Origin of the sequence: Aliivibrio sp. SR45-2, from assembly GCF_963890165.1 — a bacterium.
GTDB classification, from domain to species: domain Bacteria; phylum Pseudomonadota; class Gammaproteobacteria; order Enterobacterales; family Vibrionaceae; genus Aliivibrio; species Aliivibrio salmonicida.
This window is the reverse complement of sequence record NZ_CAWPRC010000205.1, coordinates 60,499-76,578: the sequence shown is the minus strand read 5'-3', so window position 1 is coordinate 76,578 and position 16,080 is coordinate 60,499. Positions and strand designations below refer to the sequence as shown.

Here is a 16,080-nt window from a genome sequence, read left to right as displayed (position 1 = left end):
ATAGGATTAACGGTTTATCGCTTCCAATTTCCAGATATTATTGACGTAATCACGAATACTACGGTCAGAACTAAACTTACCGACTAAAGCCGTGTTCAAAATAGCCATTTTTGCCCACTGTTTTTGGTCTCGGTATGCCGCATCAATATCATTCTGAGCACGAACATAATCTGCGAAATCAGCCAAGACTAAGTATTGATCACCATCGTAAAGCAAGTTGTCACGGATGGCCGACAATTGACCAATTTGACCTGGGGTAAATTCATCTCCAGCCAATAAATCTAGTGACGCTTGTAATAATGGATCGGCCTCATAGTATTTATATGGGTTGTAGCCTGACGCAACAAGCGCTTCAACTTCGTCAACTTCTAAGCCAAAGATAAAGATGTTTTCATCACCCACTTCCTCACGGATCTCAACATTTGCCCCATCCATCGTACCAACGGTAATCGCCCCGTTAAGTGCCATTTTCATGTTACCAGTACCCGATGCCTCTTTACCCGCCGTCGAAATTTGCTCAGAAACGTCTGCCGCTGGAATAATAATTTCAGCCATGCTCACACGGTAATCCGGAATAAAGACGACTTTAATGAAATCAGACACTCGAGGGTCATTATTCACTTTGTCTGCCACTTTATTGATAGCAAAAATAATTTCTTTTGCTAAGTGATAACCCGGAGCCGCTTTTGCAGCAAAGAAGAACACACGAGGGTGCATATCAAAACCAGGTTCATTCAATATACGATGGTACAAAGAAAGTATGTTTAACAAATCCAAATGCTGACGCTTGTACTCATGCAAACGCTTAATTTGAACATCAAAAATGGCGTCTGTATTTAGCTCAATGTCCATATTCTCTTGAACCCAATCGGCAAGGCGTTGTTTATTTTTCTTTTTAACTGCCATGAATTCTTTTTGGAATGCCACGTCATCCGCAAATTTTGCGATATTAGACAATTGGTCTAATTTTGCTGGCCATTCATTGCCAATTTTTTCAGAGATAAGCGCAGATAAATCAGGATTACAGAATTTCAACCAACGACGAGGGGTCACACCATTGGTAACATTTGTTAATTTACCAGGGAAATATTCATTAAACTCTGGGAATAAATCACGTTTAACTAACGCCGAGTGTAATGCGGCCACCCCATTAACTGCATAAGCGGTAACTACGCATAAATTCGCCATTCGCACCATACGGTGAGTGCCTTCTTGAATAATAGAAAGCTTACGCAGCTTAGATACATCTCCAGGCCATTTTTGTTTTACACCTTCAAGGAATAAATAGTTAATCTTAAAAATGATTTCCATATGACGAGGAAGTAGGCGTGAAATTAAAGACTCACTCCATGTTTCTAATGCTTCAGGTAATAATGTATGGTTTGTATAAGCAAATGTTTTAGAACAAATTGCCCATGCAGAATCCCAACTTAATCCACGATCATCCATCAGTATTCTCATCAATTCAGGAATACCAATTGTTGGGTGTGTATCATTTAATTGAATCGTTTCGTATTTAGGCAGATCTTCAATTTTATGACCCGCAGCATCATGTCTACGTAAAATATCCGCAATTGAACAAGCACAATGAAAGTACTGTTGCATTAAACGCAGTGTTTTCCCTTTCTCATGATTATCATTAGGGTACAAGACTTTCGTTACATTACCCGCATCAATCAAAGCATGTTGAGCTTCAAAATAATCACCATTATTAAAGCTCGCAAGGCTGAACGGAGCTTTAGCTCGACATTCCCACAAACGCAATGGATAAACGGTATCACTTTGATAACCGACAATCGGTAAATCCCAAGGCATCCCTTCCACAGACATACTAGGAGTCCAGCGACGTTTCTCTGCGCCATTTTCTTCATATACTTCAACTTTGCCGTAAAAACCAACTTGCTGTGCATAATCAGGACGAGCCACTTCCCATGGGTAACCTTCAATACCACGCCATGCATCTGGCGCTTCTTGTTGGCGACAATCATCAAATGATTGACGGAATAAACCGTATTCGTAATGCAGACCATAACCAATCGCAGGAAATTCTTGTGCTGCAAGTGAATCCATAAAACACGCAGCAAGGCGACCAAGACCACCATTACCTAATGCGGGATCACGCTCTTCTTCTAGCAAGTCAGTTAAATTATGACCAAGTTCACCCATTGCATCCGTAATATCTTCATATAAACCCATGCTAATAAGGTTATTACCTGTTAAACGACCAATTAAGAACTCAAGAGATAAGTAGTTCACACTTCGTGCATTCTTAATTCTTTCATCGTTTTCAGTATTAACTAAATCAAATGTTGTTAATTCAGCAAGGGCCTTACCCATCGCTAAATACCATACTTTAGACGTCGCTGTTTTTTCATCAGCGGCAAAAGTGGACACTAAGTGTTGTTTTACAGACGCTTGAAACGCGGCTTTATCAAATTTTTTGATGCTATTCGTTTTCATAATAAGAACTCTCACGAAGGTTTATAATCACTGTGTATATCGTGCACTGTTCAAATTAACGTCGCATCCTCCTACCTAGGGGGAGGAGATAAAAAAGCGTTAAGGCGTAGGTATAATTACCAAATCTAAGTGTGACCATAATCATGATTTGTAGGGCTATCTATTATTCTGGCGTGATAATAAACACATTTCTTCAGCATTAAACACAAAATGATAACAAGATCACATTTTTAGACATTCGGTAAATAAAACGATTTCTCTGTATTTTTTAATTTGAATTTATAAATTGATCCAGAAAGAAAAGGAGTAATAGATCACAATTATAGGGCGTAGCTGATTCATTCATTCTCATTATTGAGGATAATAAACTCAGTATTTTTAAGAAGAATGAAAATTATGTTAATACCATCAAAATTACATTTTCCAAGACGTCTACATAATGCCATCTTACGATCTCGTGTTCTTGACTCTCTAGTCGATGCTGCCCACTACAAACTTGTTTTGTTTCGCTCCCCTGCTGGTTACGGTAAAACAACGATGGCTGCGCAATGGCTATCAGAAAAAGACGACACTGGTTGGTATAGTCTTGATGACGGAGACAACGATGAATTCAAATTCGCAAAATATTTTGTCCAAGCCATTGCTAATGCGACAAGCCTTGAGCTTTCTCACTCTAAAGCGTTAACCGAAAAACGTCAGTTTGCCTCTTTATCTAGTTTATTTTCTCAAGTTTTTAGCGAACTGCTCCCTTTTCAAAAAGACGCTTACATTGTATTAGACGATTATCACCTCATTACTAATGAGGCTATTCATTTAGGATTGAAATTTTTCTTAAAACACTTACCTGATAACCTCACATTGGTGATCACCAGTCGCTCTCAACCTCCCTTAAATACGGCGAATCTACGAGTGAGAGATTTCCTTATTGAGATCGATAATCAAAGCTTGGCATTCGACCAATCAGAAACGTCCCTCTTTTTTAGCCAACGTTTAAATGATGACATTGACCAAGATGCCATTACCCACGTACGCGAGCATGTCGAAGGTTGGCCTTCTGCTCTTCAATTAATTGCATTGCACAGTATTCAAAACAAACAATCATTAATGAATTCAGCAGAAGCAATGACCAACTTAAATCAAGCGCATTTGTGGGACTACCTTGCCGAAGAAGTGTTTGACCACTTAGACAGTGAAACACAACATTTTTTAATGCGCAGTGCCGTCTTTGAACATTTTGATGCCGCATTGGTGAGTGATTTAACCCAACGAAGTGACTCTCAACTTATCATCGAAAATCTAAACCGTTTTGGTTTATTCATTAATAGCGATGGAGAGCACGGCGAATGGTACAAATATCATAATTTATTTGCAGAGTTTCTTTCTCACCAACGCCAGAACCACTTAGCTCATGAAGAAAACGAATTACAATTTAAAGCCGCTCATGCCTGGTTAGCTCACAAGAATATTTATCAAGCCTTACGTCATGCAAAGAAAGCAAAAAATGACACTCTGATTGCTGAAATACTGACAGAACATGGTTGGCATTTGTTTAATAATGGAGAGCTTGTACTATTAGAGTCAACGATTGATCAATTAGACAAAGACACCCTGTTCGCCTCTCCTCGTTTAGCCATTATTCGTGCATGGTTGGCTCAAAGCCAACACAACTATTTACATGTTGACGATTTACTGTCTGAAGCTCAACAAGAGATGTCAGCACGTAATATTATATTAGATCGCCATGTTCAAGGTGAGTTAGATGCATTGAGAGCGCAAGTCGCTATCAACAAAAACGAACCAGAGAATGCATTGCTTCTCGCAGAGAAAGCTCTCGAACAGTTAGAAATGAATAAATACCGTAGTCGTATTGTCGCTACCTCCGTAATTGGTGAATATCATCATGTTTCGGGAAATTTGGCGCAAGCCCTCGCGTTAATGCAACAAACTGAAAAAATGGCGATGACCTATGGCATTTATCATCAAGCACTCTGGGCTATTTTGCAACAAAGTGAAATTCTAATGGCACAAGGCTTCATGCAAGCCGCGTTTGATCTGCAAGATAACGGATTCAAGCTGATTGAAGAACAAGATTTATATCAATTACCACTTCATGAATTCTTATTGCGTTCTCGTGCTCAAATCTATTGGTTCTGGTTCCGTTTTGATGAAGCAGAACAATGCACTTGGAAAGGCTTAGACGTACTTTCACCCTTTGATGAAACTAAACATCTGCGCGGCTATTCAATGCTTGCTCGTTTAGCCGTTGCCCGTGGAGAGTTTGATAAAGCAGAGCGTTACCTAGAAAAATGCCAACAATTACTTGGACAAGCCGATTATCATATCGACTGGAAAGCCAATGCTTCTTCTGCGCAACTTTTCTATTGGCAAGCGAAAGGCAATACTGAATCAATCAATTATTGGCTAGCTCATGCTGATCGCCCAGAAACTCGTTGCAATCACTTTACACAGCTTCAATGGCGCAACATAGCAAGGGCATACTTTCACCTTGGTGATATAGATACGGCAATTAATACCTTAAAAGACTCTCAGATCATTGCTCAAAAACATAAATTAATCACGGATATCAACCGTAATGCGATAATGGAAGCCGTTCTTCTTTTTGAAGATAAACAAGTCGATGCCGCGATTGAAGCAATGCATCTTGCGATCAAGCAATCGAACCAAACGGGGATAATCGGTAGCTTCTTAATGGCAGGACAAGCAGTGCTCAAACCTCTTGCTAAATTACAACAAAAAGGAAATTTAACCGAACTAGAAAAACATCGAGTAGACCAATTACAGAAAGCGTTATCAAACAATAAGCGATCTCGCTCTGCTCACTTTGATGAAGCTTTTATTGAAAAAGTGCTCAATACACCAGAAGTGCCCGAATTAATCCGAGCCAGCCCATTAACTCACAGAGAATGGCAGGTATTAGGGTTAATTTATTCCGGGTTTAGTAATGAACAAATCGCCGCTGAATTTGATGTTGCACCAACGACAATCAAAACTCATATTCGTAATTTATATCAAAAACTTAACCTTCCAAACCGTAAAGCAGCCATTGCAATGGCTGATGAGTTAGTAAGCATGATGAAATAATCACTCCTAGAGTCATTCTTACGACATTTTTTATACTTAACTTATGTATAATCATCCAACATAGATGCATTATGCATAGGTTTTCTTCTTTATATACAGAGCTAAAATGAACTACTTAACGACATTTTTTAAAGGTATGGCAATGGGCGCAGCAGATGTTGTTCCTGGGGTATCTGGCGGTACGATTGCTTTTATCACAGGTATTTACGATACGCTTTTAGAAAGTATCCGACGTATAAACCCTTCAATATTTGGTTTATGGAAACGCGACGGATTTAAAGCCGCATTTAATCACATTAACGGCTTCTTTCTTATTTCACTGTTTGGTGGCATTTTAACCAGCATTCTTTCATTAGCAAAATTAATCACCTGGATGCTTCACACACATCCGATTCCATTGTGGTCTTTCTTCTTTGGCTTAATTATCATTTCGATTGTTCATATTTCAAAACAAATTGAAGAATGGTCAATTAGCCGAATTATCATGCTAGTGGCTGGGGCTGTGTTTGCTTATACCATCACAGTCCTTAATCCTGTTGCATTAACACCATCAACATTCACATTTATCTTGGCTGGCTCTATTGCTATTTGTGCCATGATTTTGCCGGGGATCTCTGGTAGTTTTATTTTATTACTACTTGGTATGTACAGCCCAATTCTTGATGCCGTTAAATCTCTTGATCTGGTCACCATGGCGTTGTTTTCTACAGGCTGTCTAATTGGTTTATTGAGTTTCTCTCATGTTTTATCTTTTCTTTTAAAACGTTTCCGCGATTTGACTTTAATTTTCTTAACAGGATTAATGGCGGGTACATTAGGCAAGATTTGGCCTTGGAAAGAAGTTATTGAATGGCGTATTAATTCAAAAGGAGAGCAAGTGCCTCTCATTGAACATAACCTATCTCCATTTAACTACGAGCATGTGACTCAACAACCCGCATTAATTGGCTTCGCGGTTGTCGGTGTTCTTTTAGGCATTGGCTTAGTGCTCGGTCTTGAAGCTTACGCAAAGAAAACAGGTAAATAATATTTATTTATTCTGTCAGTAACCGATGATAGCGGCACATAAATCATCCAGTTATAGATGCAAAAAAGGAGCGAATAATCGCTCCTTTTTTATTGTTCTCTATTTCGAAGTATCTACATCAACAAAAACTAAAACTTCGCGCTGCCATCCATCTTTGTTTGGCTAAAATTGACAGTATCAGGTTTCTTATCTTTTTCTATCTCAGCCGTTGTTGTACTTGGTTTTGACACGAGACCTTTCTCGTTAGCATCCAATTTAGGCTCATCACCGACCATAAATTCATTTTCATCAGGAAAGTAACTTTGTCTTTGATACAGTTTATCTAAAGACTTAATAACCGCGTGCTTTCTCAGCTTTCCTCGTTTCATTTTATCATGAAGAGGTTTTGCCATTCCTTGTAAACCAATCACAGCATCCACACCGACTAAGTGTCCAACATGATCTCGTCGACTTGCTGCCGCTTCAATGCCATTTGCAGCCGCTAACCAAAACCAAATATACGCAACAGAATTGCCTTTTTCAGTCGTGTCTGCGCCCATTTCACCCGCAAAATATTGCGCTTTAGGATCACCACTTTCTGCTGCAAGTTCTAACCAATATGTCGCTTTTTTAGGATCGACGGCAACGCCTTTACCTTCGGCATATTGTTTACCAATACGTATTTGAGCTTCGGTATTATCTAACATCGCTGCTCGTAAATTCCATTCCGCCGCCAATTTCGCATTAGGCTGAGGGTTTGCTTCTGCTACATACCAATCTGCAATAAATAGTTGAGCAGGAATATGTTCCATTTCTGCCGCTTCATCAATTAATGCAATGCCTTTTTCAATATTAGCATCAACGCCATTACCTTGTATAAAGGCGATACCTAACGCTAATTTTTCTTCGGCCCCACCTTCTTCTGCAGCCAGGACTTGCCCCCAAAATTTAGATTTACTTTTTAACTCAGAATCTTCACGACGACTATCACATAAGCGGATGACAGAACGGATGGCAATAGCGTTGTCGTGATTTGCAGCCATTTCATACCAATGCAATGCTTCTTCAAAATTATTCATTTCCGCTTCTTTGGCTAAAAAAAGCTGTGTCGAAATATGCCCTGTTTGTGCTTTATATACTCGTTCTTGCCTTTCTGCTGCTCGAGCTTCCGAAAGCGCCCTACGGTAAGAGATCGCCTCTCTCTCTTTTCTTTCGTCGACCTTTCTTTGCTTACTGTTCGCAAAAAAGAAATTAATACACACCATTACTAATAAAACAACCAGTCCAGTGACTGCTACTTGTATCCAATCCATGCTACACCATTACTCTATATTTTTGATATCACTCCTATTATCGGCTTTTATAAGCAAAACATTAACAATAATTTAGTGATATAGATTCAATATTCACACTGATAAGTCATTATTTTATTAAATATTTTTCATTCATTGATATTTTGTTTGAATTATTTAGAAAGTAGGACTACTATCCGAGTCTTGGGGAGTAGTCACAAGGTTTAATACTTAATCTTGTTCAGATATCGTCATCCCGAAGTTTCGACTTCCGGTATCTGTAAGTGGGCAATGAATGCCAATCACTTTGACAAGACCAATACCATAACGTTAATTATTATTGTTAATGGTAGAAGGTCTGTGCTCTCAATTTTAGTGCCATAGTCCTTTTACCTATTTTAAGGAATTACTATGTCACCGTTAACTTGGGAACTATTTGGTTTCGTTGTTCTCGCTCTATTTGCTCTAGACCTATTTCAAACAAGAAAAAACACACCTAGCTTAAAACAAGCATTAGTATGGTCATTTTTTTGGTTTGTTCTTGCCTTTATTTTCTGTGCAATTATTTACGTATACTGGCCGTTAATGGCGCCAGAAAGTACTTACTCGCCTTCAGATGCAAGCATGGCCTTCATTACTGGTTATCTATTAGAAAAAATGCTGAGTGTCGATAATTTATTCGTCTTTGCGTTGATCTTTAGTCAGTTTATTGTGCCTGAACAAAGCCGTCCAAGGATCTTATTATGGGGTATCATCGGTGCACTTGTTTTACGTGGCATCATGATCTTTGTTGGCGCAGAGTTATTGACTCAATACCATTGGATCCTCTACATCTTCGCCGTATTCTTGATTATCACAGGTATTAAATTGTGGTTTACGGATACTGAAGCAGAAAGTGATTTTTCATCATCAAAATTTGTCGTTTTCTTGAAAAAACACATCCCATTTGATGATAAGTATTACGGCCATCAATTGATTGCCAAAGTAAATGGGAAAATGATAGCAACCCCACTGTTACTTGTGGTTATTGTTATTATGTTTACCGATATCATGTTTGCATTAGATTCCATTCCTGCCATCTTTGCGATTACTCAAGAACCGTTCTTAGTGTTCTCAGCAAACGTATTCGCTTTACTTGGTTTGCGCTCTTTATACTTTGTATTGCAAGGCATGCTAAGCAAGTTCTGTTATTTACAACCTGCATTAGCATTCATCCTTGGTTTCATCGGGATTAAAATGTTCCTTGTTGATACGGCTTATGAAGTCCCGACTGCTTTCTCGTTATTAACGATTGTCGGTATTATCACTTTAGCGATTGTAGGCTCTATCTACAAAAATAAATCACAAGACGCATAACTAACCTTAAGCGGCCATCAACTCTGATGGCCGCTTCTTAAATCCTATTATCTCATTCCAATTAACATAAAATTATTTACATAAAAATGTCGTATTTTTTACATCAACTGAACTCATTCCATTAAATGGAGTCTATTCTTACTATTACATTATTCTCATCTTTATAAGGTTTTCATGAAAAAATTACTGTTATCTTTCAGCTTATTGCTTCTTTCATTTTCTAGTTTTGCTCACGAAGAATGCTCAAATAAAGAAATTGTTGGTCAAATTGAAACGATTCACATTAAAGAGCTCGACTCAAATTATAAAGCTCGGATAGATACAGGCGCTGCCACCACCTCTATTCATGAAACAGACATCAAAATCCTGAATAAAGAAGGTGAAAGTAAAAACATGCGTGATCACCTCGGTGATACCATTGAATTCACAACCTACAATGAAAAAAATGAAGCATCAAAGCACACCGGTCGTATCATCCGTGTCAGTAAGATTCGTAATGCTCAAGGGGTTGAACGTCGTTATGCCGTTCGTATGCATTTAGAATTCAATGGAAAAGAAAAGAAAGTCGCGGTTAATTTACGTGACCGAAGCAAGCTGGATTATAAATTATTGATAGGTCGTAACTGGCTTGAAGGTGATTATTTAGTCGATGTTGAAAGAAATGTCGAATAACGCTTATTTTTTAATCACTTAAACTGAATTATAGAAAAAACGCTTTACAAGAAAATCATCTCCCCCTATTATACGCGGCATTGGAGGGATGGCTGAGTGGTCGAAAGCACCGGTCTTGAAAACCGGCAACCGTTAATAGCGGTTCTAGGGTTCAAATCCCTATCCCTCCACCACATTCTAAAGCCCTAGCAGAAATGCTAGGGCTTTTTTGTTTTCGAACCACGTGATATAGAATTGATAATGATTACGTCACCTTTTTACGTAATTTAAAGGAATAATCAATAAACCAACAATGAGTAATGGTTCGATTAACAGAGAAAGGCCAAGTTGAATGTACTCAACTTGGCCTTTTTTTATATTGTCTTTTTTGTATTATCACTTCCCCTTAACTGGGGGCTCATTCTTCATATTGAGTTACAATGCAAGCTTCCGTCTTTGACTTAGCCTGTTTTTATCAAATACCTATATTTAATTTTATCTACATTTGTGATCTAAAGTTGCTTTTGTTTACCCTACCTATTTGCCCCTCTCTTCTGTCTCGTCCTACAGACTGTTATTACTCTCACGTTTTTAACCTATCAAAGATAATAAATACCCTAGATATCGTTGCGTTAGATAACATTTATCTATGTGATATGCATTTTATCTATGGCTTCCTAAGATAAATAGTATTTCACCCTGTCTCACCCGCGGCCTATGATAAATCCAATGACGTTAGCCTTATAAACAGGCAAACATGTATCGCAGGAAGCACTCTAGAGAGACCGCTTAATACTAAATATAAGCTGTTGATACCATTAAATTATACCAACGTGATTTTATCGGTTTAAAACTCTATCCCTTTTCAGGAGCAATAAAATGATTAAGAAAATATCGCTTGCCGTTTCAGCCACCCTACTATTAAGCAATACCGCAATGGCCGCAGAAAACATTGTTATCGGTGTAGAAAAAAGCTACGTACCTTACTTCACCGAATTGGCAGAGCAATTTAACCAAGGTAAAGACTTTAAAGTTGAAGTCGCAGCAACAAGTATGTTTGATTTACTGGCTGCCCTACCGACTCAAAAAGGCAACATTGCTGATATTTTCATGATCCCAAATGACCGTATTGGTGAACTAGCGGATCAACATTTAATTGCCCCAACCAATTTCACCGTTAACGGTTATACCGATGCCGCAACCAACGCATCAACCTATAACGGCCAAACCTACATGCTTCCAATGTCTACCGATACAACCCTATTTCTGTACAACAAAGACATGATAAAAGAAGCTCCACAAACACTGAAAGAAATCCCACCATCAGAGTGGGCTGCGAAATTTACTGATTTCTACTTCACTGGCGGCCTGTTTATGTCTAATGGCGGTTATATCTTCAAAGACAATAACCCTGAAGATATTGGTTTAAATACACCAGACGCAATCAAAGCAGGTTTAGCGGCTCAAGGTTTATATAACAGTGGTGTGAGTCATTGGACACTAATGCAAGATGATACCGTTGCTTATGACATCATGATGAAGTACTTCATGGAAGGTAAGCTAAAAGCAATTATCAACGGCCCATGGGCAATTGCTGATATTGAAAAAGCAGGCATTAACGTTGGTGCAGCACCAATTCCAAGTTGGGATGGCAGTCATCCATATAAAGCCCTAACAGGCACAAAAGGGATGACTGTAAATGGTTACAGTGATAATCAAGAAGGTGCACGCGAGTTTATTAAATTCCTAGCAACGCCTGAAAATGCAAACAAATGGTATGCAGACACTCGTGAAGTCTCACCTAGCCTATCGGTAAATTACAAAGAAGGCTCTCTACACAAAGCTATCTTTGATGCGACAAACATCGGCCAACCGATGCCAAGCATCCCAGAGTTCATGAAAGTGTGGGGACCAATGAAAACGGGTCTTGCTCAAATAGCACAAGGTCAAGATGTAAAAGCGGTACTAGATGCAGCCGTTGATACGATCGAAATTGATATCGAAGACATGTAATCCGCATCCATTCGATTTCAATCTATCTGCACGATGCCAAATAACGGCATCGTGCAATACAAAGACATGACATATCTACACAACAACTAGATAAATAAGTAGGTTATTTACATGAGTCAACAGTTTGTATTCTGGCTCTCTATGCTGATTCCTGGTAGTGGGCACCTTCTACTGCGTCGAATGCGAGAGACTTTATTTGGGTTCTCTATATTGGCTTTAGAGATATTGGTTTTTATTCAATTCACCCTTCCTAACTTCCGTCTTTTAGCTGTCGAACAACCGAATGGAAAAATCACCATTGGTGCTGAACGCTTTGTCGATGATTCTTTCCTTATCATGGTAGGTTCAACCGTTGGCGCAATGATGATCTTAGTCTTTTTCGCATTGCATTACGCTTTTGCTCGCGATGCAAAAGACGTAAAACGACAAATAGATGAATCTGGTTTTGCGATTACCTTTACTGAAAAAGTACGTGGGTTATCACACGAAATCGTTCCGAATCTAATTACCGCACCTAAGTTCATATTGCTGTTTGTGTTTGCTCTACTGCCTGCGATCGTTTCCATTGTCGTGGCCTTTACTAACTTTAAGCGCCCGGTGTTACCACCTGCATTTCTTATTGAGTGGAAAGGCTTTACCAACTTTGAGCGTTTGTTTACGAACGAACGAACAGCTGCCGCATTCCAAGAAACCTTATCATGGACATTAACTTGGACTTTCTGTGCTTCTGCCCTGACGATTGTATTAGGTACAGTCCTTGCCGTTGTCGCTAATAATAAACACATCAGAGGGAAAAAATTCTTCCGTACTGTGTATATTTTACCTTGGGCAGTTCCTGCTTTTTTAACCATTCTTGTTTTCCAACTTTTCTTCTCAAAGATTGGCGGCATGAACACCATGGTTATCCCGTTTTTCACCGGTAACGAATACGATGTAAGCACAGCTATTGGCTTCTTCCTAAACGCAGATTACGCCAAAATCACCATCATCTTAATTCAAGCATGGTTAGGCTTCCCTTACGTATTTATCTTGGTGACAGGCGTATTACAAACTATCCCTGATGACTTATATGAAGCGAGTGCCATCGATGGTGGTAATGCATGGACCAACTTCTTCGACATCACTCTACCCTTGATATTAATAAGTGTTGCTCCGGTATTTATTACTCAATTTACCTTCAACTTTAATAACGTCACCATCGTTTACATGTTAGGTGAAGCCACGGTTCAAACGGTAGGCTCAATCTACAAACCACTCGATACGATTTCATCCCTTGGTTTCCGTTTAATGATGGATGCTAAATACAACGAAGCGGCGGTATATACCTTAATCACCAGTACTGTTGTTGGTGCCGTGGTCTTGTATTCATGGCTGAAAGCGGGTGCCTTTAAAAATGAGGAAGTGATGTAATGGACAAAGTAATCCCTTTAACTCGTCAAATCAAAGCGAAACGTTTTAATCGTCATGTCATCACTAAGAACATGGGTGTGGCTTGTTGTTATGTGTTTCTTATCTCGATGGCAGTGATCATTCTTTACCCAATACTAGTTACCTTAATGAGTGCGTTTAACGTGAGTAATTCACTGTATTCAACCTCATTTTTCCCTGAAAATTTTAGTTTAACCGAGAACTTTGTTCAGCTTTTCAATAATACGCCTTATTTAAGTTGGTACAGAAATACCTTCTTAGTGTCAATAATCACCATGATCCTCTCTACGTTTATCGTAACTATTTCGGGGTTTGTTTACTCTCGTTATCGTTATCAATCTCGTAAGAGTGCATTAATGTCATTACTGATCATTCAAATTATCCCATCAGGCAGTGGCTTAATTGCTCTGTATGCGATTGCGAACTCTATCGGTATTTACAGCTCCGCCAACGCCACACTTTATACGTATATCTTTATGATCCTCATCTACACCACAGGTGGCATCACAATGAATACGATTTTAATGAAGGGCTACTACGATTCGATTCCTCGCGCATTAGATGAATCAGCAAAAATTGATGGTGCAACTCAAATGCAAATCTTCAAAGAAATACTGTTGCCACTAGTCAAACCAATGATCATGGTTATCGCTATCTTCTGTTTCTTAGGTCCAATTGGCGACATCATCATGCCTAAGTTCCTGATTGCAAGTATGGATTCAGAAGCGAAAACACTGGCGGTTGGCCTTATGGGACTTATCAATAATATTAAAGAATCTAGCTACAACGTATTCGCAGCAGGCGCGGTCTTAGCAGCAATTCCGCCTGTTATTGTGTTCTATAAATTTCAAGATTATATCGTGGGCGGCTTAACGTCTGGTGGAGTAAAAGGCTAATGAGCAAGATTTCATTAAGAAACATCAATAAAAAATACCCTAATTCTGATACGTGTTCGGTACGTGATTTCAATCTAGAAATTGAAGAAGGTGAATTCATTGTTCTTGTTGGTCCATCGGGTTGTGGGAAATCCACCACACTACGCATGATTGCAGGCTTAGAAGACATTACCGATGGCGAATTCATCATCGATGGCGAAGTCGTAAACGATGTTAGCTCAAAAGATCGTGATATTGCGATGGTATTCCAAAGCTATGCGCTTTATCCACACATGTCCGTTCGTGACAACATTGGCTACGGCTTAAAGTTGCGTAATTACCCAAGTGATGACATTAAAAGCTCAGTTGATAACATCTCAGAAGATCTATTTTTAACCGAATACCTTGAGCGTAAACCAAAAGAGCTTTCAGGCGGTCAGCGTCAGCGTGTGGCTTTAGGCCGAGCAATGGTTCGTACCCCTAAATTGTATTTGATGGACGAACCACTAAGTAACTTGGATGCGAAATTACGTACCACAACCCGTACTGAAATATCTCGTATGCACAAAGACAAAGGTGCCATCACCATTTACGTTACCCATGACCAAGTTGAAGCAATGACCATGGCGGATCGCATCGTATTGATGTCGATGGGTGAAGTACAACAAATTGGCTCACCAAAAGAGTTATTTACTAATCCTAAAAACTGTTTTGTGGCGACCTTTATGGGCATGCCATCAATGAACTTGATTGAAGGCATGTACGAAGGCGGCCAATTCATGTGCCACGCCTTTACTATTACCTTAAATGAAAGCGATCAAGAGATTTTAAATAACGCGGGTTATAACGGTAAATCCGTCACCTTAGGCGCACGTTCAAGTGCGATTCGTTCTGGTAAGAAATACCGCGATGCATTCCCTGATTGTTGCTTTGAAACCACCGCAATGAACAGTGAATACCTAGGCGATGCGATTAATGTGTTTTTCAATGCCGCACCAATGAATCTCTTTGTTGGCACATTAGGCACCGGTGAACCCGATGTTGAGATTGACGAAAAAATCACGCTTGTTATCGACAATACCAAACTGCATTTCTTTGATAGCGAGACTGAAGAATCAATCAAATACTTAATAAAATCAGCTGAATTTAATAAATAATCAGCCTAAGCATAAACCGACGAATAGACTCACTGCCCTCTGCATTATTAAAGGGCAGTGAGGCTAATAACTAAGTTAGACAGATGATGTAAAAGGAGTCACATTTTGATTTTTCGCGGCCAACTTCAACGCATTCACGACTATATGCTTCATATTGCAGTCGCTGTTGTTATTTTCATTACCGGCTTTATCATTGCTTATAGTAGCCTTCCTAAGCCATCATTTGACTACTCAACCTTTACAGAGCAACAACGTAATTTTACACAATGCGTGAATAATGATGAGTTATTTCTTGTGGCTAAACAGTTTGAGCAACACTATTTAACACAGCCATTAGAGACTATTCATTCCGAATACAAGGCACTGCATGATCAGATCCCAAGCAACTGTGGATCATTTCATGTAGAAAGCAGTTATGAACAATTACAAGAAATGGCGCTGCCTGTATTAGCTTACGCACAGCACTTTTATGGCATTAAAGATGTTAAAGCCGTAAATGCCGTATACACCACCCCATCGCAATACAATGCCTTACTTAAACAGCCTCAGCCTTACCTCTTTTTCATCTCAGATAATAAGCAAGAACGCATTGTCGCCATCAAAGTAATACCAACGAAAGATAACGTAAAAATTACGCCACTTTGGGGATATGAAGAGAGCCAAGATCTCGCGTATACCCAAGGCGAAGTACAAAAACTATTGCTCGTTTATAACGAAATAAAAAGCTAACAATAAACTCC

General features: G+C 39.2%; 11 protein-coding genes and 1 tRNA gene. 10 read left to right on the top strand and 2 right to left on the bottom strand.

What is annotated here, in order from left to right; all coding sequences use genetic code 11:
• Positions 1 to 6: 6 nt before the first annotated feature.
• Complete coding sequence (locus tag AACV33_RS19700) at positions 7 to 2,460, bottom strand: glycogen/starch/alpha-glucan phosphorylase (RefSeq protein WP_023604519.1); 2,454 nt, start codon at positions 2,458 to 2,460, stop codon at positions 7 to 9.
• A 396-nt stretch (positions 2,461 to 2,856) separates the two neighbouring features.
• Here AACV33_RS19700 and malT point away from each other — a divergent pair, with 396 nt between their 5' ends.
• Positions 2,857 to 5,562: an HTH-type transcriptional regulator MalT gene (malT, locus tag AACV33_RS19695; protein ID WP_017021368.1), complete on the top strand. Its 2,706-nt coding sequence runs from the start codon at positions 2,857 to 2,859 to the stop codon at positions 5,560 to 5,562.
• Positions 5,563 to 5,668: 106 nt separating this feature from the next.
• Positions 5,669 to 6,589: a DUF368 domain-containing protein gene (locus AACV33_RS19690; protein ID WP_012551472.1), complete on the top strand. Its 921-nt coding sequence runs from the start codon at positions 5,669 to 5,671 to the stop codon at positions 6,587 to 6,589.
• A 128-nt stretch (positions 6,590 to 6,717) separates the two neighbouring features.
• Here AACV33_RS19690 and AACV33_RS19685 read toward each other — a convergent pair whose 3' ends face one another.
• Entirely contained in the window at positions 6,718 to 7,881 is a 1,164-nt protein-coding gene (locus AACV33_RS19685) for a tetratricopeptide repeat protein (RefSeq protein ID WP_023604517.1), read from the bottom strand.
• A 390-nt stretch (positions 7,882 to 8,271) separates the two neighbouring features.
• On the opposite strand from AACV33_RS19685, the gene AACV33_RS19680 reads away from it, so the two are divergent.
• From AACV33_RS19680 to AACV33_RS19645, 8 genes are all read left to right on the top strand, one after another.
• Complete coding sequence (locus tag AACV33_RS19680) at positions 8,272 to 9,216, top strand: TerC/Alx family metal homeostasis membrane protein (protein WP_017021366.1); 945 nt, start codon at positions 8,272 to 8,274, stop codon at positions 9,214 to 9,216.
• Between the two features lie 174 nt (positions 9,217 to 9,390).
• Positions 9,391 to 9,888: an ATP-dependent zinc protease family protein gene (locus AACV33_RS19675; RefSeq protein ID WP_182699567.1), complete on the top strand. Its 498-nt coding sequence runs from the start codon at positions 9,391 to 9,393 to the stop codon at positions 9,886 to 9,888.
• 82 nt (positions 9,889 to 9,970) lie between these two features.
• A tRNA-Ser gene (locus AACV33_RS19670) sits at positions 9,971 to 10,061 on the top strand.
• Between the two features lie 685 nt (positions 10,062 to 10,746).
• A complete protein-coding gene (locus AACV33_RS19665) occupies positions 10,747 to 11,880 on the top strand; it encodes a sugar ABC transporter substrate-binding protein (protein WP_182699566.1) in 1,134 nt (377 codons plus the stop codon).
• Between the two features lie 111 nt (positions 11,881 to 11,991).
• Positions 11,992 to 13,290, top strand: a complete 1,299-nt coding sequence (locus tag AACV33_RS19660; protein ID WP_017020915.1) for an ABC transporter permease subunit — start codon at positions 11,992 to 11,994, stop codon at positions 13,288 to 13,290.
• The gene (locus AACV33_RS19655; RefSeq protein WP_182699565.1) at positions 13,290 to 14,204 is read left to right on the top strand and encodes a sugar ABC transporter permease; all 915 of its coding nucleotides are present in this window, start codon (positions 13,290 to 13,292) and stop codon (positions 14,202 to 14,204) included. The genes AACV33_RS19660 and AACV33_RS19655 overlap by 1 nt, the downstream gene beginning before the upstream one ends.
• Positions 14,204 to 15,340: an ABC transporter ATP-binding protein gene (locus tag AACV33_RS19650; protein ID WP_182699564.1), complete on the top strand. Its 1,137-nt coding sequence runs from the start codon at positions 14,204 to 14,206 to the stop codon at positions 15,338 to 15,340. The genes AACV33_RS19655 and AACV33_RS19650 overlap by 1 nt, the downstream gene beginning before the upstream one ends.
• 105 nt (positions 15,341 to 15,445) lie before the next feature.
• On the top strand, positions 15,446 to 16,069 hold the full coding sequence (locus AACV33_RS19645; protein WP_182699563.1) for a hypothetical protein: 624 nt from the start codon (positions 15,446 to 15,448) through the stop codon (positions 16,067 to 16,069).
• Positions 16,070 to 16,080 lie beyond the last annotated feature (11 nt).

Coding starts and splice junctions, on each gene's coding strand:
- AACV33_RS19700 (WP_023604519.1), bottom strand. CDS start 2,460: ATGAAAACGAATAGCATCAAAAAATTTGATAAAGCCGCGTTTCAAGCG.
- malT (WP_017021368.1), top strand. CDS start 2,857: ATGTTAATACCATCAAAATTACATTTTCCAAGACGTCTACATAATGCC.
- AACV33_RS19690 (WP_012551472.1), top strand. CDS start 5,669: ATGAACTACTTAACGACATTTTTTAAAGGTATGGCAATGGGCGCAGCA.
- AACV33_RS19685 (WP_023604517.1), bottom strand. CDS start 7,881: ATGGATTGGATACAAGTAGCAGTCACTGGACTGGTTGTTTTATTAGTA.
- AACV33_RS19680 (WP_017021366.1), top strand. CDS start 8,272: ATGTCACCGTTAACTTGGGAACTATTTGGTTTCGTTGTTCTCGCTCTA.
- AACV33_RS19675 (WP_182699567.1), top strand. CDS start 9,391: ATGAAAAAATTACTGTTATCTTTCAGCTTATTGCTTCTTTCATTTTCT.
- AACV33_RS19665 (WP_182699566.1), top strand. CDS start 10,747: ATGATTAAGAAAATATCGCTTGCCGTTTCAGCCACCCTACTATTAAGC.
- AACV33_RS19660 (WP_017020915.1), top strand. CDS start 11,992: ATGAGTCAACAGTTTGTATTCTGGCTCTCTATGCTGATTCCTGGTAGT.
- AACV33_RS19655 (WP_182699565.1), top strand. CDS start 13,290: ATGGACAAAGTAATCCCTTTAACTCGTCAAATCAAAGCGAAACGTTTT.
- AACV33_RS19650 (WP_182699564.1), top strand. CDS start 14,204: ATGAGCAAGATTTCATTAAGAAACATCAATAAAAAATACCCTAATTCT.